Source organism: Schinkia acidoalkalinis (genome assembly GCF_054301215.1).
In genome coordinates this window covers 3,033,625-3,056,650 of record NZ_CP182573.1, presented here as the reverse complement: position 1 = coordinate 3,056,650, position 23,026 = coordinate 3,033,625, and the positions used below count along the sequence as shown (strand labels likewise).

At 37.3% G+C, this 23,026-nt stretch carries 17 protein-coding genes and 1 other annotated feature; of the genes, 7 read left to right on the top strand and 10 right to left on the bottom strand.

Annotation, left to right across the window (positions count from 1 at the left end; translation table 11 throughout):
• Positions 1 to 84: 84 nt before the first annotated feature.
• From ACNQFZ_RS15430 to ACNQFZ_RS15420, 3 genes are all read right to left on the bottom strand, one after another.
• Positions 85 to 288: a small, acid-soluble spore protein, alpha/beta type gene (locus ACNQFZ_RS15430; protein ID WP_458412214.1), complete on the bottom strand. Its 204-nt coding sequence runs from the start codon at positions 286 to 288 to the stop codon at positions 85 to 87.
• Positions 289 to 414: 126 nt separating this feature from the next.
• On the bottom strand, positions 415 to 1,632 hold the full coding sequence (thiI, locus tag ACNQFZ_RS15425) for a tRNA uracil 4-sulfurtransferase ThiI (protein WP_458412213.1): 1,218 nt from the start codon (positions 1,630 to 1,632) through the stop codon (positions 415 to 417).
• 5 nt (positions 1,633 to 1,637) lie between these two features.
• Positions 1,638 to 2,783, bottom strand: coding sequence for a cysteine desulfurase family protein (locus ACNQFZ_RS15420; RefSeq protein ID WP_458412212.1), 1,146 nt, complete (start codon positions 2,781 to 2,783; stop codon positions 1,638 to 1,640).
• 238 nt (positions 2,784 to 3,021) lie between these two features.
• Between ACNQFZ_RS15420 and brnQ the strand changes: the two genes are divergently transcribed.
• Positions 3,022 to 4,353, top strand: a complete 1,332-nt coding sequence (gene brnQ, locus ACNQFZ_RS15415) for a branched-chain amino acid transport system II carrier protein (RefSeq protein WP_458412211.1) — start codon at positions 3,022 to 3,024, stop codon at positions 4,351 to 4,353.
• Positions 4,354 to 4,408: 55 nt separating this feature from the next.
• On the opposite strand, the gene ezrA is transcribed toward brnQ, so the two are convergent.
• Entirely contained in the window at positions 4,409 to 6,097 is a 1,689-nt protein-coding gene (ezrA, locus tag ACNQFZ_RS15410; protein WP_458412210.1) for a septation ring formation regulator EzrA, read from the bottom strand.
• Positions 6,098 to 6,284: 187 nt separating this feature from the next.
• On the opposite strand from ezrA, the gene hisJ reads away from it, so the two are divergent.
• Positions 6,285 to 7,109, top strand: a complete 825-nt coding sequence (hisJ, locus tag ACNQFZ_RS15405) for a histidinol-phosphatase HisJ (RefSeq protein WP_458412209.1) — start codon at positions 6,285 to 6,287, stop codon at positions 7,107 to 7,109.
• A gap of 22 nt (positions 7,110 to 7,131) precedes the next feature.
• Here the strand turns inward: hisJ and refZ are convergent, their stop codons facing one another.
• On the bottom strand, positions 7,132 to 7,815 hold the full coding sequence (refZ, locus tag ACNQFZ_RS15400) for a forespore capture DNA-binding protein RefZ (protein ID WP_458415406.1): 684 nt from the start codon (positions 7,813 to 7,815) through the stop codon (positions 7,132 to 7,134).
• A gap of 195 nt (positions 7,816 to 8,010) precedes the next feature.
• Positions 8,011 to 9,921: a sensor domain-containing diguanylate cyclase gene (locus ACNQFZ_RS15395; RefSeq protein WP_458412208.1), complete on the bottom strand. Its 1,911-nt coding sequence runs from the start codon at positions 9,919 to 9,921 to the stop codon at positions 8,011 to 8,013.
• A gap of 334 nt (positions 9,922 to 10,255) precedes the next feature.
• Here ACNQFZ_RS15395 and rpsD point away from each other — a divergent pair, with 334 nt between their 5' ends.
• Positions 10,256 to 10,858, top strand: coding sequence for a 30S ribosomal protein S4 (gene rpsD, locus ACNQFZ_RS15390; RefSeq protein WP_458412207.1), 603 nt, complete (start codon positions 10,256 to 10,258; stop codon positions 10,856 to 10,858).
• A gap of 102 nt (positions 10,859 to 10,960) precedes the next feature.
• Here the strand turns inward: rpsD and ACNQFZ_RS15385 are convergent, their stop codons facing one another.
• Entirely contained in the window at positions 10,961 to 13,750 is a 2,790-nt protein-coding gene (locus ACNQFZ_RS15385; protein WP_458412206.1) for a transglycosylase domain-containing protein, read from the bottom strand.
• Between the two features lie 179 nt (positions 13,751 to 13,929).
• Positions 13,930 to 14,179: a binding site (T-box leader), on the top strand.
• 39 nt (positions 14,180 to 14,218) lie between these two features.
• Between ACNQFZ_RS15385 and tyrS the strand changes: the two genes are divergently transcribed.
• Positions 14,219 to 15,475: a tyrosine--tRNA ligase gene (gene tyrS / locus ACNQFZ_RS15380; protein WP_458412205.1), complete on the top strand. Its 1,257-nt coding sequence runs from the start codon at positions 14,219 to 14,221 to the stop codon at positions 15,473 to 15,475.
• A gap of 320 nt (positions 15,476 to 15,795) precedes the next feature.
• Here tyrS and acsA read toward each other — a convergent pair whose 3' ends face one another.
• Entirely contained in the window at positions 15,796 to 17,514 is a 1,719-nt protein-coding gene (gene acsA, locus ACNQFZ_RS15375) for an acetate--CoA ligase (RefSeq protein ID WP_458412204.1), read from the bottom strand.
• Between the two features lie 255 nt (positions 17,515 to 17,769).
• Between acsA and ACNQFZ_RS15370 the strand changes: the two genes are divergently transcribed.
• The 3 genes from ACNQFZ_RS15370 to ACNQFZ_RS15360 all read left to right on the top strand — a co-directional run bounded on the left by ACNQFZ_RS15370 (position 17,770) and on the right by ACNQFZ_RS15360 (position 20,428).
• The gene (locus ACNQFZ_RS15370; protein WP_458412203.1) at positions 17,770 to 18,402 is read left to right on the top strand and encodes a GNAT family N-acetyltransferase; all 633 of its coding nucleotides are present in this window, start codon (positions 17,770 to 17,772) and stop codon (positions 18,400 to 18,402) included.
• 200 nt (positions 18,403 to 18,602) lie between these two features.
• Positions 18,603 to 19,250: an acetoin utilization AcuB family protein gene (locus ACNQFZ_RS15365; protein WP_458412202.1), complete on the top strand. Its 648-nt coding sequence runs from the start codon at positions 18,603 to 18,605 to the stop codon at positions 19,248 to 19,250.
• Positions 19,247 to 20,428, top strand: coding sequence for an acetoin utilization protein AcuC (locus ACNQFZ_RS15360; RefSeq protein WP_458412201.1), 1,182 nt, complete (start codon positions 19,247 to 19,249; stop codon positions 20,426 to 20,428). Before ACNQFZ_RS15365 ends, ACNQFZ_RS15360 begins: the two co-directional genes overlap by 4 nt.
• Before the next feature lie 86 nt (positions 20,429 to 20,514).
• Here ACNQFZ_RS15360 and ccpA read toward each other — a convergent pair whose 3' ends face one another.
• Both ccpA and ACNQFZ_RS15350 read right to left on the bottom strand, forming a co-directional pair.
• Complete coding sequence (gene ccpA, locus ACNQFZ_RS15355) at positions 20,515 to 21,513, bottom strand: catabolite control protein A (RefSeq protein ID WP_458412200.1); 999 nt, start codon at positions 21,511 to 21,513, stop codon at positions 20,515 to 20,517.
• A 404-nt stretch (positions 21,514 to 21,917) separates the two neighbouring features.
• Positions 21,918 to 22,994 (bottom strand): bifunctional 3-deoxy-7-phosphoheptulonate synthase/chorismate mutase, encoded by a 1,077-nt coding sequence (locus ACNQFZ_RS15350; protein ID WP_458412199.1) that lies wholly within the window; start codon positions 22,992 to 22,994, stop codon positions 21,918 to 21,920.
• Between the last annotated feature and the right edge of the window lie 32 nt (positions 22,995 to 23,026).

Here is a 23,026-nt window from a genome sequence, read left to right as displayed (position 1 = left end):
TATCATAATTATTAAAAAAATCATCGACAAAAAATTCAGGGCAAGTCGAAAGACTTACCCTGACGCCATTTTTATTTAATTTTATTAAAAACCAGCCATTTGTTGTTGTGCCATTGAAACAAGGCGCTTGGTGATCTCTCCACCGACTGAACCGTTGGCACGAGAAGTAGTATCTGCACCAAGGTTAACACCAAACTCTTGAGCAATTTCTATTTTCATTTGATCAAGAGCTTGCTGCACGCCTGGAACTAGTAAGTTATTACTGTTATTGCTTCTTGAACTAGGCATTTGTTTTTCACCTCCTCATTTGTGTGTTAATAGAGTGTGAAAAAGCAAATGGTCTAATACATCAAAACTACTAGTAATTTTTACATTATTAACATATTATTAACAGTTGGTATTGTGAATTTAACTTTAAAATAAATCTTCGAACTGTTTTTCAATTTCATTTACCAACGTACTACGATGGATATCAATGATTTCGACATTATTTACGGCTTCTTCCATCATTTCATCTATATTTATTAATTTTGTTTCGTAATAATTGATTCGATCCTTTTTTGGCCTTGTTTTTGGATCAGATGGCAAAAATATTGTACAACAATCCTCAAATGGTCGAATTGAAATTTCATACGTATCAATAGCATGGGCGATATCAATTATTTCAAGCTTGTCCATCGCAATCAACGGCCTAAGAATCGGATAGTTTGTGACTTCATTAATCGTATTCATACTTTCAATCGTCTGGCTTGCTACCTGTCCTAAACTTTCACCAGTAGCAATCGCTAATGCACCATTCTTTTCAGCAATTTTTTCAGCGATGCGAAGCATCATTCTCCGCATTGCCGTCATTGTGTAACTCGAAGGTATATGCTGATGAATCTCTTGCTGAATGGCTGTAAATGGGACGATGTGAACACGAACTCTACCACCATATTTCGTAAGCTTTGCTGCTAAATCCAAAACTTTTTGTTTGGCGCGCTCATTCGTAAATGGCGGGCTATGAAAATGAACAGCTTCAATCTTAACCCCTCGCTTCATCGTCATATAGCCAGCGACAGGGCTATCAATACCCCCAGAAAGCATAAGCAAAGCTTTTCCATTCGTTCCTACCGGAAATCCTCCAGCCCCTTTTATATCTTTACATGTAATAAATGTCATTCCAGAACGCACTTCAACTCGAACGTTCACATCAGGGTGATGAACATCAACTTTAACACCATCTGTATTCGTTAGAATGTATCCACCAATAATATGGTTTAGTTCCTGAGAATGAACGGGAAAGCTTTTATCTGCACGTCTTGCGGATACTTTAAATGTCTTTGCAAGTGGATTCGCTTCTTTAAAAGCTGCTAATGCCCCTTCTTTTATTTCTTCAATCGTACTTTTTGTTTTAATTGCAAGACTAAAGCTTTGAATTCCAAAAACTTCTTTAAGAATATCACTGATCTTCTCATGGTCTTCCCCATGCAAATCGATAAACATGCGGTCCTTCGTTCGGTTCACAACAGCATTTGGGAATTCCTTTAGTCGACTTTTAATATTTGATTTCAATACTTGTGAAAAGCGCGAACGATTTTTCCCCTTTAGCGACATTTCACCATAGCGAATTAAAATATGATCATATTCCATTTTCTTTACCCCATTACACTCTGTAATTTTGGAACAATTGTTGATAATATATCTAAAAACCTGTCCACTTCATCTAACGTATTTTCATATGAAAAACTTACACGGATGGCGCTCTTTGCCCTAGCTTCTCCTAGGCCAGCTGCCATTAATATTCTGCTCGGCTGAGTGAGCTTTGATGAGCATGCCGATTGTGTTGACACAAAAATATTATGTTTATCTAAACTGTGAATCAATACCTCTGGTTTAACCTTTAACACTGAAAAATTAATAATATGCGGCGCCGAATGCTGTTCTGGTGTATTGATTACAATACCATCCATTTCTTTTAATCCTTTTAAGAGCCGCTCTTTCATTTGCAAGAGCCTTGTTGTTCCACCGCTCTTTTCTTTATCAAATGTTAAACGCAGTGCCTTCGTCATTGCTACGATTCCGGCTGTGTTTTCGGTACCTGAGCGAATTCCCATCTCCTGACCCCCACCGCTTGCCATCGACGCGATTTTAAGACCATCACGAATATATAAAATTCCTGTTCCTCTTAATGCATGAAATTTATGTCCTGAGATGGTACATAAATCAACTCCTGCATCCTTTAAGTCCAGAGGCACCTTGCCAATACCTTGGACATGATCAACATGAAATACTATTTTCGGGTATTCTTTTAAAATTTCCCCTACTTCCTTAACAGGCTGGATGGTACCTAATTCGTTGTTTACATGAATAATAGACACTAATATTGTATCATTACGTAATGTTTGCTTTAGTTGTTCCAAATCAATTCGGCCGTTTTTATCAACGTCTAAATAAGAAACTGTATAGCCTAAAGATTCTAATTGCTTAAAAGCCTCAAGCACAGAAGGATGTTCAATACTCGTTGTTATGAGATGTTTTCCACGATTAATGTATTGAAATGCGGTACCTTTTACTGCAAGATTATTGCCTTCTGTTCCACCAGATGTAAAGACAATTTCTGAAGGCTTAACACCTAGTAACGAAGCGGCTAAGCTTCTTGATTGAGATAAAAGTTTTTCTGCTTCAATGCCTAAAGAATGAAGTGAAGACGGATTGCCAAAGTATTGGTTAGATACCTTTAGAAATGAATCCATCACTTCTTGGTATGGCTTAGTAGTTGCACTATTGTCAAAATATATCATCAGATCACCTTAGTCCGGATAAATTTGCATCTACATATATTATCACAAATAATTGCAAATTAAAATAAAGGAAAACACTCTTCGTTTTGCACCGTTTGAATTATTTGTATTGTTCAACTATTCACAAGATTAATTTATTTTTACAAAATAACAATTTATCGCAAAATTATGATATGATGAAATACGTTGTGCAAATTTTGTCGAAAGAAGACTCTTTCCTAGATTTGGAGGTTATCAAGTGAATTTTAAAAATACACTTTCCACAGGCTTAATGCTATTTGCATTATTTTTCGGTGCGGGTAATATGATATTTCCGCCATTGCTTGGGCTACAGGCCGGAACTAATGTATGGCCGGCCATCATCGGATTTTTAATTACAGGTGTAGGCTTACCGCTTTTAGGAATAACAGCCGTTGCTATAAACGGGAATTTTGATGATGTGGGTGCCCGCGTCCATCCAAAATTCGGAATTATTTTTACATTTATCTTATATTTAGCTATTGGACCCGTTTTTGCCATTCCAAGAACAGGGACGGTTGCTTTTGAAATCGGAGCTGCTCCATTATTGCCAAAGGGCGCAGCAACTCATGGTTTAAGCTTATTCATCTATACAGTTATTTTCTTTGGGATTACATTTTGGTTGGCAAAAAATCCATCGAAACTCGTGGACCGTATCGGTAATATCTTAACGCCTGCCTTATTGCTGACAATCGCAATTTTAGTTATTAAAGCAATTTTTAACCCAATGGGACCGATACCAGAGCCAAGTGAAGTATACTCATCCGCTCCTTTCTTTAAAGGGTTTATTGAAGGTTATCTAACGTTGGATGCACTTGCTGCTCTTGTTTTCGGAATTGTTGTTGTGGCTGCAGTAAGGGGTTTTGGAGTTACAGAGAGCAAAAAAATTGCGTTAACGACAATCAAATCAGGAATGATTGCCGCATTAGGACTCATGCTTGTATATGTATCTTTAGCATATCTTGGTGCAACAAGCGCTACTGGTGTTGGACAAGTGGAAAATGGCGGACAAATTCTGTCCATTGCCGCAAGTCATTACTATGGTTTATTTGGCACAATCTTGCTAGGTTTAGCAATCACACTAGCTTGCTTAACAACATCAATCGGTTTGGTATCCTCATGTGCAGGATACTTTTGCAAGTTGTGGCCGAAAATCTCTTATCAAAAATTTCTAGTTCTAATTTCAGTATTCAGTATGTTTGTGGCAAATATTGGTTTAACACAATTAATTAAGATTTCGGTGCCAGTTTTAATGATGATTTATCCTATTGCAATTACACTTATTTTCTTATCATTTCTTGATCGCTTTTTTAACAGCTCAAGGTATGTTTATGTCGGCGGAGTAATTGGTACTGGGGTTATTAGTATATTGGATGGCTTTGTAAATACTGGTCTCCTTGGGGACAGTATAAAAGCATTGTTATCATCTACACTGCCATTGTATGAAAATGGAGTAGGCTGGATTGTTCCTGCCTTAATTGGTATTTTTATTGGCTATATCCTATCATTCGGTCAAAGACAGAAAAAGAAACAATTAAAGGAAGCATCCTAATAAAAATAATTAATTACGCAAAAAGCTGACCCTACGAAAGGTCAGCCTTTTTAATTTAGTGATTTTTTAACATCTCGTCTATTCTCTTTAAAGCCCCTGGTTCAACATCTTCAATCGCAGCAGCCGCTTGTTCCAATGCCAAATCATAATCATAAACACGAAAAATGTGTTCCGCTTCCGATAATTTTGCTGACAAAATGGCATTTTTGCTGCGATATCGATTTCCGTACTGAATTAGATGTTCAACCAACACTGCTTTTTCAACCATATCCTCGGTTTGCTCATACACTTTCGATACAGCGCTTTGTGCTTCTTCCAGTAAGCTATTGACTGCATACATATCAAGTGGAGATTCCTCGAGCTTATACGAAACTGCCCTAAGATTTGATTCCGCCGTATCAAACGTTCGTAATGTATGTTCCGGAAGACCCGGTAAATGGTTTTTTCTTATTAGCGCCTTTGCTTCTACTAACATTTTTTTCATCTGCATAATCTGATCTTTCGCTTCACGCTCATCTTTGCGAAGAGTATGCATCATTTCCATAAAGTTGACGTACATTTCATTTACGCTTTGAATATTGACTTTAATTTCTTCCAAATCGTCACGCAGTTTTGTAGCCGGCTCATTATTTTCTTCAAGCTTTCTTATTAAATCATCATATTTAGCAACGATTTGCGATACTTTTTTCTCAATTTTTCGTTGATCCTCGAGGTCTTTTTCTTTTAAATGATAGATCTGTTGAACACTTTCCGACTCCGCCTTCGTTTCCATTGCCTTATCATGTAACTCTCTTACAAGCGGCGCAATGGTTGGGGCTTCATTTTGGACGATATGCTTCGCGATGACTTCCTTTTCCAAGCAATCGTAAATATTTTCGATTCGCTCTTGAACATCATTGATACCTTCCTTCGCGGCATCAACATCCGTCTGCTCAATTTTCATTAAATATGAATGAATTTCTCCCTCAATTTTTTCTAATTCTTTATTCATCTCGATGTGCTCAATGGCAAACCCTGATTCGACCATTTCATCTTGGCCTTTTCGAAGTTCCTGAATTTGTGATGGAAGTTGATTATGACAGTAAGTGAGCAGTTGTGGGATTTCTTCTATTTTAAAAGCTAGTTTTTCAAGTTCGCCACGAATGGTCAAAACAATCTCACGTGCCTCTAAATAATTTCCACCTTCTGTTGCTGCCTCAAACTCATTAAATTTCGTTACAATTTCATCTAACTCATTTTCTAATTGAGTAATAGCATTTCCAAATGTATGTCTAGAGGTTAACAAAATCTTACGATGACTTCTCATAATCCCTTTTAGTTCTTCAATTTCAACCTTATTTTTTTCTTCACTGCCAATCAGCTCTTGGAGGTCGTTTAGAATATCGGCGATCTTTTGATCTACCCCTTCTAATGTTTCTCTTATATAGCGAATAACCCCGCTAGCTTTTTTAAAGCGATATCGGTCTGCAGCTTCTTCTGCATCGAATAATTTCTCATCAATAGCCGGAAGTTGATTCGTCACAATTTCATCCCATGAAGCGCGCCATGATTCAAATTTTTCTTCCGTTTGCCCTGTCATATTTAATTGCTTTACCTTCGCAATTTCATCAGTAACTGGTTTATTTAAGATGTCAATTTTCCAGCTTTCCAATTTATCTACTTCGGCATAAATTTTTTTTCTTTTAATAAACCCATATGTAATGATTGCTAACAACACGATGATAAATAGTAACAGAAACTCCATGATGGTCCTTACTCCTTCATTCCTATCGTTATAAAAAGCTACTATTAGCCTCTAAAAAGTAAATCGTTTTATAAACTATTATATAGTAAATGGTTTCGTTATGATTTTTCATTGTTTTTATGATAACATGTAAACAATAATTTTGCCCAAATTTTTTCTAAAAATTGTAGAAACATGGAGGAAAAAAATGAAGATTGACGGTCACATCCATTCTCCGTATTGCCCACATGGGTCAAAGGATTCATTTGAACAATATATAGAGCGGGCTATTGCTCTTGGATACGGGGAAATATCGTTTACTGAACATGCACCATTACCCGAAAATTTCAGCGACCCAACCCCGGATAAAGATAGCGGTATGAATCCGGATTATATAGATTTATATATTTCCGATTTACTAAAATTAAAAGAAAAATATAGAACGAAAATTAAAATCAACATCGGGTTGGAAGTTGATTATATCATTCATTTCGAAAAGGAAACTACTAAATTTCTTAATAAATTCGGACAATTTCTAGATGATAGTATATTGTCGGTTCATTTTTTATACCATCAAGGAAATTATTATTGCCTTGACTTTAGTGTTGAAGAATTCGGTAGAATTATTTCTATTTTCGGAGCTACAGAAAAGGTTTATGAAGCCTACTATCAATTACTTAAAGAATCAATTAAGCAAGATTTAGGCCCTTTTAAACCAAGACGAATCGGTCATATGACACTTGTTTCTAAATTCCAAAAAAAATATCCATGCACCGAGAATTTTAGCGGTGAGATATTATCGATTTTAGACCTTATCAAGGATAAAACAATGTCCTTGGATTACAATGGCGCTGGAGTCAATAAACAATATTGTTTGGAGCCTTATCCATCTGAGTGGATTGTAAAAGAGGCAGACAAACGAAAAATCCCTCTCATCTATGGGTCTGACGCCCACGTTTCAAGGGATTTAAACCAAGGATACGATCAACTCGTCCCAACTATTACACTTTCATCACCTACAGCACACCTATAGGCTGGTCTACATTGCTGAAAAATCAATTACCTCCAGCTACGTTTGGAGTGGTAATGCTACCATTTAGCACAGGATAGTTAATGATTGATAGAGGAGACCGATCTTTTTGCAACGAAAGGTCTTCTTCTATCCACCGTTCAATTTCCTTATAATATTTCGAAACAAAATAGTTTTCAGTCGGATTAAGATGCAATACTTCAACCATGTATTGCGGGTGCAAATAAGGCATTGTTAACATTCCTTTTAACTGCATGATTGTGATCGTAATAGGAAGCTTTCTAAATTCCTTTCTTTGGATGCCCTTTTCAATCACCGTTTTAAAAATATATTTTTCTTTCGTCAAATACGTTGTCATAATCTCTCTTACAAGCATTGTATCTAATGTTATTTCACGATGAACAAGCCTTGCCAGCTGATGATTTTCACTTTCAAATTTCAGTACCGAATATGCCATCTCACAAAGAACGGCTCTTGTTGATAACCCATCCTTCTTTTGATAGACGACTTCTAATACAGCAATATACCGCTCTAAAAAATTAGTCAACAGCTCCTCTAATAAGCCTTTTTTTCCATTAAAATAATAAGAAATTAATGCAATATTAACATTCGCTTTTTGGGCAATTTCTCTAACAGAAGTGCCGTTATAGCCTTTTGAGTTAAAAATTGAAATAGCTGCATCAAAAACTTTTTGCTTTGTCTTTGACATTTCCTTCATCGTTCTCACCCCAGTCTACCTCAATATTTTCTCTCTAAGGGATGAAAGTCCTTTAAGATTTTATCGACAATTACTGTGCTGCAATATAAATTTCAGCAGAAATCTTGTATATTTTGTCGTGAAAAAGATACCATCAGCTGCTTATGGAATCAATATATTTACAAAAAAAAAGCACCCGAAAGTGCTTTATACGATATCCTCTTCATAGATGATAAGCCTGTTTTTCCCTTCTTGCTTCGCTTTATATAAAGCTTCATCCGCACGATTAAATAGTCTTTTAACCGAGTCATTCTTTTCATTATTCCAAACCGTTATTCCGCATGAAATGGTGATTTTTGGATTGGTTTCCGCTTCGACTTTTTCAACTAGACGTTCAGCAACCATGACCCCCGTATTTAAATCAGCTCTTGGAAGGTAGATGGCCAACTCCTCACCACCCCATCTTGCACCAACATCCTGATTTCGAATACTTTTCTTAATAATATTCGCTACTTGGATGATGACTTCATCACCAATTTGATGTCCAAACGTATCATTAATAGATTTAAAATCATCAATATCGATTAAAATGAACGCCCCTTGCACATCTGAATTCATTGAAAAATGAATGCGTTCATCGAGGTAACCTCTTGAATAAAGTTTTGTTAAATGGTCGGTAATCACCATTTTCTCCAACTCTTCCCGGAGCATAGAATTCGTAAATGCTAATGTGGAATGGTGAATAAGCGATTGTAATAATTTAAACTTATCGAAAGAAAAATAATAAGGATGCTGATGCAATACATAAACAGCGCCAATCAGCAAATCGCTTTGAATCATTGGCACCACCATTAAGGAACGGTAATTTTTTTCTTTACAATGATCATCTAAAGATAGGTCGCCAATAAAAATTGAATCCTTTTCATATTTAATTTTCCGATTAATATAATTCAATAACCCTTCTGCTTCTTTATTAAAAAAGTAAGCTGAACTTCCTGCTAATACTTCGAAGCCATCATTTTCTTGGTACAATAAGAAGCCAACCTCTTGTGCATCAAATGATGTTCTTATCTGATCTGTCATGAAATTGATTGTATCTGTTAAGCGTAAATTAGTATTTAAACGATGGGAGGTTTTATTTATTAACTGTAAATCTGAAATGAGTTTTCGTGATTGTTGATATAGTTGAGCATTTTCCAAAGCACTTCCAGCGGTATTCGCTAATAACCCAATAAAGCCAACATCCTGCTTTGGAAAGACAAGTGTATTTGGTGCTGTAACTTGAAGAACACCGTATATCCCTTGTTTCCCCTTTAATGGAGCATAAAGGACAGATTGACTATTATTACTGGAATCATCGAATTGGACGTTTCCTGTCAAATAAGCCTGGGCAGCCGTTTGATTGATTGAATCTGACCCATATTCTAAATCACGTATCGGAAGATCAGGATCGCATGTTGTATCATGTGATAATAACAAGATGTAATTATAGGACGGGTACACTTCTTGGAGAGTGTGGATTACCTCCGCTAATACATCATTCATGTTCATTGACGAATGAAACTTAGCTGTTACGCGATATAGTTGTTCGTACCTTAATCTTTCATTAAAGAAATCATAGTAACGCTTCCAACCTTCTATTAACTTAGAAGTTTCTATACCGATCAAACCAAGGAAGGCCAGTAATTGATTGGAAATGACTTCATCGTGAAAAGAAAAATAAATTAAACCAAACTGTGATGATGGCTGTCCTTGTTTTTTCAGTGGAACGATATAGGAAGATTCGTTTGGGCTTTTACCCCATATAGAATCAGCAGATTGTACATCGTCAATTTCTTCTGATTGTTTCAATCCTAAACACTCTCGATGAATAGCCGAAAAAAGGTTCGCTTTCTCATCAACCAAATCGGTGGATTGCTCTAGATAGTAAATTTCTTTCCATTTATTATATAAATATAAACGAACAGCGTTCGCGCTGGTTGCGTCTCGTAAATACTTCACTAATTTTTGATTAACGCAGGAGAGATTTGCCGATTGCTCTTCATCCATAATAAAATCAAAGAAATAGCTTTTTAATTTATTTATATCATCTAGGATTAGGCAGTTTTCTTTAGGCACCTTCAATCACCTTCAAAAATGAATACTCTGTTCATAAATACTGTACACCTATTATAATCTTTGTAGTTACATTTTCCTATAATTTTGTTTATTTTTTTTATTCGTATTGACTTTTTCCATTTTAAGAAATATAATATCATTTGTGTGTAAAATAAAAGCAGCCTGAGTGTGCTTGCTTTTGTTTCATTTTGTTCCTCTTATTTAACGAGGTGTATCGAGTAACTCTTTGCTGCTGGGGCGAGGGTACATGAAAACAAAATGGACAATTGACATGAGTGCATACGTCTGTGTTTTTATTTTACAAAATAAAAACATTTGAAGGAGGAGCTTTATTATGGCTCGTTATACTGGACCATCTTGGAAATTATCTCGCCGTCTTGGTATCTCACTAAGCGGAACTGGTAAGGAATTAGAAAAACGCCCTTATGCACCTGGTCAACATGGACCTAATCAACGCAAAAAACTTTCAGAATACGGTTTACAATTACAAGAGAAGCAAAAGCTTCGTCATATGTTTGGCGTGAATGAGCGCCAATTCCGCAACACTTTCGTTGCTGCAGGTAAAATGAAAGGTATTCATGGTGAAAACTTCATGATCCTTTTAGAATCTCGTCTTGATAACCTAGTTTACCGTATGGGACTTGCTCGTACTCGTCGTGCAGCTCGCCAGCTTGTAAACCATGGCCATATTCTTGTTGACGGTGGACGCGTTGATATTCCTTCTTACCGCGTAAAACCAGGACAAACAATTGCTGTTCGTGAAAAATCACGCAACATGGAAGTCATTAAAGAATCTATTGAAATCAACAACTTTGTTCCTGATTTCTTAACTTTTGATGCTGAAAAGCTTGAAGGTACTTACACACGCTTCCCAGAGCGTTCTGAAATGCCTGCAGAAGTTAACGAATCATTCATCGTTGAGTTCTACTCTCGTTAATAACAAAAAGAGGCTGTTCATCAGCCTCTTTTATTTTTTTGCAAACAAATAAGCGGACCGCTTTGGTATTGTGCCAGGGCGGTCCGTTTATTTATCACATTATTACTTTTTAGGTTGTAAGCCTGAATTAGTCCCATTTCCTGAATTTATATTTTGATCAAGAGAATTGCTATTTTGTTCGCTGCTTACCGACACCTCATTTGACGGGCTTGATTCATTGCCAAGCACATCTACAGCTGTAATATAATAAGTAGCCTGAGTATTGGAAACTTGGAAAGATGGGTTAGCCTTTTTTGAAATACTGGCAATCTGAGTAAATGGCTCTGATGGTCCATTTGCTTTGTAGATTCGATAGCCTACAATATCTGAATCTTGATTATTCTCCCAAGTTAATACATTCTCCTTCAACTGTACATTTCCAATTGGATTTGGATGTTTCCCGTTATCAACGACATTATCCTTTTGTGGAATGATAATATTTCTCCATGCACCACTTTTAGGAATGAGGTAACTTGGATCCACCACATCTTCTAAGCCTTTGCTTTTCAGGAACTCTGGATTTAGCATTACCCCTTTAGTAGTAAATTCTGCTGAGAAGTCTTCTGGCGCTTTGTAATATTTTCCATCGACCACGACATATGAGCCCTCAATTAAACTATTATCTACTTCAGTAGGGGCATATTTTGCTATATATAGATCGCTTTGAACAAGACCAGCCCTTGAACAAAGTGCTGATGGCAGCTTGCCGCTCACAGAACAATAGGATTTTCGAACAATTCCGCCTGGCATCTCAAATCTTTCTGATGTTTCTATGATTTTAGGGTTAACATCATAGACGGAGTTAACGAGTTCTGCCCATAGTTTTTGATTACGCTGTGCATAAGAATAACCTTTATAACTTTTTTCGAGCGGCTTTGGTGTATCGTAGCCCATCCAGAGTCCAAATGTCACTTTAGGATTGGAGGCCACAAACCATGAGTCTTTATAATCTTGAGATGTTCCCGTCTTACCAGCCCAATCAGACTTGAACTTTAACTTACTAGGAACTCCAGCTGCTGTACCTTGTGTTACAACATCTCTCATCATATCAACAACTAAATAGGAAGCCTGTGGTGAAAAAACTTCAACAGGTTTTGTCTTATGCTGATAAATCACTTCGCCATCTTTCGTTTCAATTTTTTCTATCATATAGGCATCGATGAATTTTCCTTCATTCGCAAACGTTGCATAAGCATTTACGTTTTCTTCAATTGTAACGCCGCGATCCATTGCGCCTAGTGCCATTGATAAATGCCCCCTATCCCCCTTCGTTAATGAGCTAAAGCCCATTTTTTCTAGGTATTGAACAGGATCATTATTGACAATTGATGAGTAAACCTTTGCGGCCGGAATATTATAAGATTTGGCTAAGGCATATCTGGCAGATACTAAGCCATGATATCCTTCTCCATAATTTTTCGGCTCCCATATACTTGGGCCCGCTTTGATTTTCAGCGGAACATCAGGAATAACGGATCCTGGAGAGAAAAGTCCAAGATCAATTGCCGGCCCGTAAACTAAGAGCGGCTTCATTGTTGAACCGTTAGAACGCAATCCATTTGTAGCATGATTGATCTGTGAACGTTCATGGTTACGGCCGCCAACAAAGCTAATGATGGCACCGGTGTCATTATCAATCAAAATGGCACCAACCTCAACAGGCTGCATAATTTTAATATTCTTACCTGTATCTGAGTCCTTTACTGTTTCCGCTTTGTCGTTACCATAGTATTTATATGAGTTTTTAACTTTCTGCATTCTATCATATACATCTTGATCAATCGTTGAGTAGATGCGGTATCCGTTTTGACGCAGGTTTTTATCGGCTTTCATATAATACTCATTATATAAATTTTTATCATTTTTCAAATCTTCCTGGGAATAGCCGTCTTTCTCGGCTAATATTTCAGATAAGATATTTTTGGCCCGGTCCTCAATTTCAAATGTAAGCCATGGGTATTTTTGGACAGTATTAGGTTTAGGTGGAATGAAATGGGCCTTTATATCAAATTTTAATGCTTCATCGTATTCTTTTTTCGTAATATATCCTGTCGTGAGCATTCGATTTAAAACGGTTTTCATTCGATTTAAACTAGGTGTTATGTCTTCCTTGATCTCACCATTTCTTGTAAATGGCGTATAGCCAAATGGACTTTGTGGTAATCCTGCTATGTAGGCCGCTTGCGGAAGATTTAAGTCTTTGGCATCAACACCAAAGATTCCCTGTGCAGCAGTTTGAATTCCGGCGATATTTCGGCCTGATGAATTTCTACCAAAGGGTACCACGTTTAAATAGGCTTCCAATATCTCATCTTTTTTAAAGAACTGTTCTAATCTTAGCGCAAGCATAATTTCTTTTGCTTTTCGTTCAAAAGATACTTCATTCGTCAAAATTTGGTTTTTAATAAGCTGTTGGGTGAGTGTACTCCCCCCCGTTTTTACAGAGGAGTTCGTGAATTCTTGAAAAATAGCTCGCAAAATGGATTTTGGGACTACACCGGAATGTTCATAAAAATTTGCATCCTCTGTTGCAATCACTGCGTCGATTGCATATTTTGAAACATCAGCAATTTGTGTTTCTTCTCTATCTAAATCGGAGCGAAGTTTTCCGAGATATTTATTATTACTAAAATAAAGCTCGGACGTTTCTTCGTAGTTATAAATGTCTTTTTTCATACTATCATAGCTTCTTACAGGTTCATCTTTTACTAGGGAGGCAAAGTAACCAGCCCCAACACCCCCGGCAAAGGAAAGCCCTACTAAACAAAAAACTATGAAAATTAATGCTAAATTCCACGAGACCTTCGTACATATCCTTGTAATTTTATATATCTTATCCTTATTTAAACTCATTTTCATCTCCCCCTAAATCAGCATAATTATAGCATAAAGGGATTGCTAAATGGTATAATGGTTTAACCCCATTCAAATCAGGGCACAAATACACTAAGGTGTATTTGATAATGGAAAATTTTAATTGACTTTTACGATTGTAATATGGTAAATCTAAATATAATATTATTAATAAAGTATTTACTGCATTGATAGGAATAAGTAGTGGACATCTCCCTGTTCTTAGAGAGCTGGCGTTTGGTGCAAGCCAGTACATAGATAGACATGAATTACATCCTTGAGCATTTGCTTGGAAAAGAAAAGAACAAAGCGCTGCAATGAAATTGTTTTTTCCTAGTATAAGCAAACGGTTTGGGCCGTTATCCCATTAAGTGGAAGACATTAGCGTTCTTCAAATAGGGTGGTACCGCGAAGCAATTCGTCCCTATTTGGGGGACGTTTTTTATTTTTTAAGGAGGAAAAAATGATATGGAATTATTAAAGGATTTGGAATACCGTGGTTTAATTAACCAAGTAACAGATCGTGAAGGACTTCAAAAAGAACTCGAGATTGGACCAATCACACTGTATTGTGGTTTTGATCCAACTGCAGACAGTTTGCATATTGGCCATCTTTTAACCGTTTTAACATTGCGCCGTTTTCAACAAGCAGGCAATAATCCCATCGCTCTTGTTGGTGGAGCAACTGGTCTTATTGGCGACCCAAGTGGTAAAAAATCAGAACGTACTTTGAATGAAAAAGAAATAGTTGTCGAGTGGAGCAACCGTATTAAGAAGCAATTATCCCAATTTCTTGACTTTGAAGGCGAAAATAAAGCAAAGGTTGTAAACAATTACGATTGGACAGGGAATCTTGATGTTATTACTTTCTTACGGGATATCGGCAAAAACTTTGGTCTGAACTATATGCTAGCTAAGGATTCTGTTGAGTCTCGTATTCAGGCAGGTATTTCATTCACAGAATTTAGTTATATGATTCTGCAATCTAATGACTTCTTAAATCTTTATAAAAATGAAAATTGCCGTCTGCAAATCGGTGGTAGTGACCAATGGGGAAATATAACTGCCGGGCTGGAGTTAATTCGTAAATCAACAGATGAAGATGTGAAAGCATATGGTTTCACAATTCCATTGGTAACGAAAAGTGATGGTACAAAGTTTGGCAAGAGTGAAGGCGGGGCCATCTGGCTTGACGCGGAAAAGACATCGCCATATGAATTTTATCAATTTTTAATTAACACTGATGATAAAGATGTGGTCAAATTCCTAAAATATTTCACCTTCTTACCTCACGAAGAAATAGAAGCTTTGGCAGTTGAAGTAGAAACAGCACCGGAAAAACGGACAGCCCAAAAACGCTTGGCAAAAGAAGTTACAAAACTAGTCCATGGCGAAGAAGCATTAAAACAAGCCATCCGTATTTCTGAAGCATTGTTCAGCGGTGATATCCAAGACCTGACAGCTGCTGAAATTAAGCAAGGCTTTAAGGATGTTCCGTCTTATGAATGTAAACAAGATGTGGTGGCCCTACTAGATTTATTAGTGGATAGTAAAATTTGTCCATCAAAACGACAAGCAAGAGAAGATGTAACGAACGGTGCTATATATATTAATGGGGAAAGAACAACCGATCTTAACCGTCAGCTGACTGTAGAGGATCGAATTGAAGGTCAATTTACGATTATCCGTAGAGGGAAGAAGAAATATTATTTAATTAAATATTAAGGAAAGAACGGACCGTTTCGTGGGAAATAAAATTATCCCAAATTTAATCAATAATTTCTCAATCATATGAATGGACCCCCCTTAACAAGGATAGTGTGTCCATTTTACTTAATTCTATTGAACTAAAATAACTTTTCATCAAAAAAATTATTATAGTAAAGCTAACAAAAGAATGTTTATTGATTTATCCATGAAAAATAGCGTACCAATTAATATGTTAATTGGTACGCTATTCATGTTGTTATTCCCTGAAATATCTTCCTCAACCGAACGAGTTAAGGATACCTCGGTGGTTTTTTTATTACATGGATTCTTTTTTATTAGTCTTCCATTGTAGAAAGGTCACCTGTTGGTAAATCTAATTCCCAAGCTTTTAGTACCCGTCTCATAATTTTACCGCTTCGTGTTTTTGGAAGCTTATCACGGAATTCGATTTCACGTGGAGCAGCATGAGCTGCTAAGCCTGTTTTTACAAACGTACGAATCTCTTCTTTCAATTCTTCTGTTGGCTCATAACCATCACGTAAAGCAACAAATGCTTTGATAATTTCTCCACGAACTGGGTCAGGCTTACCAATAACACCAGCTTCAGCAATAGCTGGATGCTCTACTAGTTTGCTTTCTACTTCGAAAGGACCTACCCGCTCTCCAGCAGTCATGATTACATCATCAACACGGCCTTGGAACCAGAAATATCCATCCTCATCCATATATGCAGAGTCACCAGACACATACCAATCACCAGGAAGGAAGTAAGAATCATACTTCTCTTTATTATTCCAAATTTGTCTCATCATTGATGGCCAGCCTTTTTTAATTGCCAAGTTACCCATACGAAGTGGTGGTAACTCGTTACCTTGGTCGTCAACGATTGCAGCTTGTACACCTGGAATTGGTTTACCCATAGAGCCTGGTCTAATATCCATGCTTAGGTAATTAGAAATTAATTGCGCTCCTGTTTCAGTCATCCACCAGTTATCGTGAATCCGTAATCCAAAAACTTTATGACCCCAACGAACAACCTCTGGATTTAAAGGCTCACCAACACTTAGAATATGGCGAAGTGCAGATAAATCATATTGTTTAATTACATCATCACCAGCACCCATCAACATACGGAAAGCAGTTGGAGCACTATACCAAACTGTTACTTTTAAGTCTTGAAGTGTTTGATACCAAGTTTCTGGTGTAAAACGACCGCCTACAATAACATTCGTTACGCCATTTAACCATGGACCAAAAATACCGTATGAAGTGCCTGTTACCCAACCTGGGTCAGCAGTGCACCAGTAAATATCATCTTCTTTTAAATCTAGTACCCATTTAGCAGTTTGATATTGTTGAATCATTGCATTATGGACATGAAGAACCCCTTTTGGCTTACCAGTTGATCCAGAAGTATAATGAAGCAAGCTTCCATCTTCACGATCTACCCATTCAATCTCAAGTGCAGTGCTAGCTTCAGCTAAGCGGCCATTAAAATCTATAAATTTGCCTTCTTCTTTCACGTTGTCTCCCACAACAACGATTTTTTCAAGAAGTGGCAATTCATTAACCGGAACACGTCCAAGTAGCTCCGGAGTAGTTACAATTACTTTTGCACCGCTATCCTCAAGACGGTCACGTACCGCACCTTCCATGAAGGCTTCGAATAACGGGCCAACAACAGCTCCCAATTTAAGTGCACCAAGCACGTTAAAGTAAAGTTCTGGAGAACGTGGCATGAAGATAAAGACACGGTCACCTTTCATAACGTTGGCTGCATTTTTAAGTACATTACCTGCTTGATTTGTGCGCTTCATCATATCAGCAAATGTATATTGCTCATTACGCTTAGCGTCACGATAGTAAAGGGCAACCTTGTCCCCTTTTCCGTTTAGAACATGACGGTCAATTGCTTCATAAGCCATATTAACTCGTCCAGTTTCATGCCAAGAGAAATTTTTCTCTACTTCTTTCCAATCGAAGTTTGCATAAACCTCATCATAGTTTTTTAAATTAAAGTCCCCTTTTACCGCAGAAAGCGTTTCCACTGTCATTAAGATTTCCCCCTTATTTATCTCTGGAATGGTTTTATTATAATATAAATTTTCAGACTTTTCAATTCAAAAGTTAAATATTTTTAAATAAACTTATAATTTCATGAACAAAATACGACAAATTACAGCACATTTCTATCAATACCTCCTAATTCATGTATAATAGAGTTACAAAGAATGTATTCCTTTTTTTCTATTTAAAAGTTTGAAAGTTTAAAAAATGGTAATTAACACGCCAAGAAGGTGGTGGCTCGTTTGGAGCACAAGAAAACATTTTATTCAAAAGAATTGGAAACAAAGGGAGGACTCCTTTTAATAGAAGGGCCTGTAGATGCTGATTTATTGAAAAATTATGAATTTCATGAAGATTTAATAGCATTTAGGTCCCCAAAGGAGCAACATCAAGCTATAATAGAAATTGCTAGTTTACCAGAAGGTAGAATAATAATTGCAAGACTGAATAATATAATAGTAGGGTATGCAACATACGTATATCCTGATCCATTGGAAAGATGGTCCGAAGGGAACATGGATGACTTAATAGAGTTAGGGGCCATTGAGGTCATTCCAGAATTTCGTAGCTTAGGCGTCGGTAAAAACTTATTAAGAGTCTCAATGTTGGATGACGCTATGGAAGACTATATTATTATTACGACTGAATATTATTGGCATTGGGACCTTAAAGGAACCGGATTGAATGTGTGGGAATACCGTAAAGCAATGGAAAAAATGATGAATGCAGGCGGTCTCACTTGGTATGCTACCGATGACCCGGAGATTTGCTCCCATCCGGCCAACTGTCTAATGGCTAAAATTGGCGCAAGAGTTCCACAAGAATCAGTAGAGAAATTCGACCATGTAAGATTTATGAACAGATTTATGTATTAGTAGAAAAGCGAAGGCGACTGCCCAGCGACGTATAAACTGGAGCACATCGACTAAGATAAAGGAAACACGATGAACGATAGTGAATCGATGTTGACTACGCAAAAGAGATGGGCGAAGTTTACTAGTCGCTAGGAGCCGTAGCTGGACAAAGAAAAGCGAAGGCGACTAGTAAGGAAAATTTTAAAAGGAGGGAAACTTTCATGATTATCGAAGAAATTATGAACCCAAATGTTGTATCAATGAGACCGCATGAATCAATCGGAAAAGCTATAGAATTGATGGATGCAAATCGGATTCGCCATATTCCTATTATTGATGAAAACCAATATGTGATTGGGATTGTAACGGACCGGGACATAAAAGATGTGAGTCCTTCCATCCTACATGCTGACGAACATTCTGAGGACCTTTATCGTCCAATTTCTACAATTATGACTGAGAATGTTCTTACGGGGCACCCTCTTGATTTTGTTGAGGAAGTTTCCTCTATGTTTTATGAACATAAAATAGGGTGCTTACCGATTGTAAAAGAAGGGAAATTGGTCGGTATTATTACAGAAACCGATATGCTACATACGCTCGTCAAACTTATGGGCGCTGACCAACCTAGTTCATTAATAGAGGTAAAAGTTGAAAATAGATTGGGCAAGCTTTCAGAAGTTGCTCAAATATTTAGCGAAAAAAATGTTAATATTATTAGCGTCCTTGTTTATCCCGATAAAAAGGATAACGGCAGCAAAATATTATTATTTAGAGTCCAGACAATGAATCCTATGAAATCAATAGAAGAGCTCAAAAAACGTGGTTATACTGTATTATGGCCAAATCTACCTGGTGTGACGTCATGAGCAAGAGCATTTACTATGTATACTCCAATGATTTTCAAAGCTATAAATTCAATGAGAGCCACCCTTTTAACCAAAGGCGTGTAGAGCTTACAACGGATTTATTAAAAATGTCTGGCGCTTTAAATGATACACATCTTGTATCGCCACGAATGGCCACCGATGAGGAAATAGCACTTATTCATGATCCTCATTATATAGAAGCCGTTAAAAAAGCAGGTAGAGGCGAATTGCCTGAAGAGATTGCTAATAATTACGGTATTGGGACTGAGGACGTTCCTATATTTCCCAATATGCACGAAGCAAGTGCTCTCTTGGTTGGCGGTACACTTACGGCTGTTGATTTAGTAATGGAAGGTCGTGCAGACCATGCCTTAAGCTTAGGCGGTGGATTACATCATGGCTTCCGTGGCAAAGCTTCCGGATTCTGCATCTATAATGATAGCGCGATTGCGATCAAATACATGCAACAAAAATATGGAGTAAGAATTTTATATATCGATACAGATGCACACCATGGTGACGGCGTACAATGGGCCTTCTATGATGACCCTAATGTATGTACTTTTTCCATCCATGAAACAGGCCGGTACCTTTTCCCAGGCACCGGCAATGTAAATGAAAAAGGGCAGGGTGAAGGCTATGGAACTTCTTTTAATATTCCCGTTGATGCCTTTACCGAAGATGAATCTTTCCTTGAATGCTACTTAACATCTGTTCGAGAAGTAGCTGACTTTTTCAGACCAGATGTAATCATTACCCAAAATGGTGCCGATTCACATGTATTGGACCCATTAACACACTTATCTGCCACCATGAAATTTTACCGGGAAGTTCCCAAGCTTGCCCACAAAATTGCTCATGAATACTGTGACGGAAGATGGATTGCAGTTGGCGGAGGTGGGTATGACCACTGGCGTGTTGTTCCAAGAGCTTGGTCACTCATTTGGTTAGAGATGCTCGGTAAACAAGATGAATTGGCAAAAGGGCCGTTACCAGCAGAATGGATAAACAAATGGCAGCCAAAGGCACCTGTAAAATTAATACCTACTTGGGATGATCCTGAAAACTTTTATCCACCAATCCCAAGGAAACAAGAAATTACTGAGAAAAACAGGCAAACGTTGGATAAGGCACTCCAACATATTAGAAATTCAAGAAAAAAGGCAAGCTGTAATTAGACAAAAACTGTAAAACTAATAACTTAAATAGAAAGAAGCTACCAAACAACTGATTTTGAGTGGTAGCCTCTTTTTTTATTTTAGGATTATTTTGTTGATTGACGGAACTCGATTCGATGAGGTAAAACGACGATATGATCGTCAACTTTTTCGTGATTCATATATTTTGTAAGTAAGCGCATTGCGACAGCACCAATATCATAAGTAGGCTGCACTACTGTTGTTAATTGCGGACGAACCATGACTGCCAGTCTGGTATTATCAAACCCAATGACCTCAATATCATTCGGTACAGATAATCCATTGTCTTGAGCACCATGAATAACACCTAACGCCATTTCATCTGTTGCGGCAAAAATCGCCGTTAATTTTAGTCCTTTTTCTTTAAACTCCTGAATAGCTTCCAAGCCAGCTTCATGTGTATAATCTCCGTAATAAATATTATTTTCATCAAAAGCCAAATTGGCTTCAGCCAATGCACGACGATAACCAGCTATTTTCAAATCCAAGTTCGTTGGTTCCTCAATTGGTCCTGACACAAAGCCTATTTTCTCATGGCCTTTTTCAATCAAATAGTGAATTGCATCATAGGCGGCTTGTTCATAATCAATATTCACTGATGGAATCTCATTATTTTTCTCAATCGTTGCTGCTAAAACAATCGGAACAGGAGACTTTTTAAATTCTTCTACATGTTCTTCTGTTATTGCCCCACCCATAAATACAATTCCATCCACTTGTTTTCCAAGCATTGTATTTAATAGATGCAGCTCTTTTTCTTTATTTTGGTCTGAATTACTCAAAATAATATTATAATTATACATCGTCGCAATATCCTCGATACCTCTTGCTAATTCTGCAAAAAATACGCTCGATATATCAGGGATAATGACGCCGACAGTTGTTGTCTTTTTGCTGGCAAGACCACGTGCAACGGCATTTGGACGATACCCTAAACGTTCGATAGCTTCTGATACTTTCTTCCTTGTAGACGGTTTAACATTAGGATTACCATTTACAACACGGGAAACCGTTGCCATTGATACTCCTGCTTCCCTAGCAACATCATAGATTGTTATATTCAAAAAAATACCTCCTTTAATCCGTGGAGCTTCACAATTATACATTTATTATACGTTATTATCCAATTTGATTGTATCTTAAACTATTGTCAAGGACAACCTTCTTCTATATAAAAAATACATCCATATTCCACAAGCTGATTATTGCTTCCTTAAGTGATTGGACACTACTAAAATACGGAGTAAAGCAAGACTCTAAGCGGACACGAATGAACATCTGGGTATTTCAGAGAGGTGAGACTACATTCGTGTTTTTCCGCTTAGAGTCTTCGAATAGCATCTGATCATTATTTTTCGCCGGTGTCCAATCAAACCCGGTCGTAATAATCGGCTTGTGGAATATAATTAATATCTTTCATTTTTACACACGAAAAAGGCTGGCCTGCTATTTGGTCAGCCTGTTCGTACTATGCTCTTACTTTTACGTTCGTTAGTAATTCATTCATAAATTTATCAAAAGTTGGTATATCCATTTGTTGTGCTGAGTCAGATAACGCTACTGCTGGATCAGGGTGTACTTCAGCCATTACACCGTCTGCACCAATCGCAATCGCTGCTTTAGCTGCTGGCAATAACAAATCCCTTCGACCAGTAGAATGGGTTACGTCTACCATTACTGGAAGATGTGTTTCTTGCTTCAGAATAGGTACTGCTGTAATATCTAACGTATTTCTTGTCGCTGTTTCGTATGTGCGAATACCTCGTTCACATAAAATAATATTGCCATTTCCACGGGAATAAATATATTCAGCCGCATTGATAAATTCCGAAATCGTTGCTGATAAGCCCCGCTTTAAGAGAATTGGCTTATTAAGTTGGCCTGCTGCTTTTAACAACTCGAAGTTTTGCATATTGCGTGCACCAATTTGGATTACGTCAAGATATTCAACTGCCGCTTCTAAATCTGATGGTGTTACAATTTCACTAATGACCGCTAAATCATACTCATCGGCAATTTTCTTTAAAATTTTTAATCCTTCTAAACCTAGTCCTTGGAAATCATATGGAGATGTTCTTGGCTTATATGCTCCACCGCGCAATAGCTTTATGCCATGTTTTTTAACTGCCTCCGCAACAGCTGCTGTTTGCTCATACGATTCGACTGAACAAGGTCCCATGACAAAATGTACATTGCCATCGCCGACTTTTTCTCCCTTAATATCGACGATCGTATCCTCTGCTTTTTTCTTACGTGATACTAGAAGTGCCTTACGATGGTCGTCCTCTTGCATTTCTAGGCCAGCTTTGAAAATTTCCTTAAAAATATGCTGAATCGTTGAATTCTCGAAAGGTCCATTATTATTTTCTGTAATCAAATTTAACATATGACGCTCACGCACTGGATCAAAACGATTTACGCCTTGCTTTTCTTTAACTCTGCCAATTTCCTGAACGATTTCACCGCGTTTATTTATTAATTCTAAGAGTTTAAGGTTCACTTCATCGAGCTGTGCACGCAGTGTATCTAATTCAACATTACTCATTTGAATATCCTCCCTTTAAATTGTTTATAAGA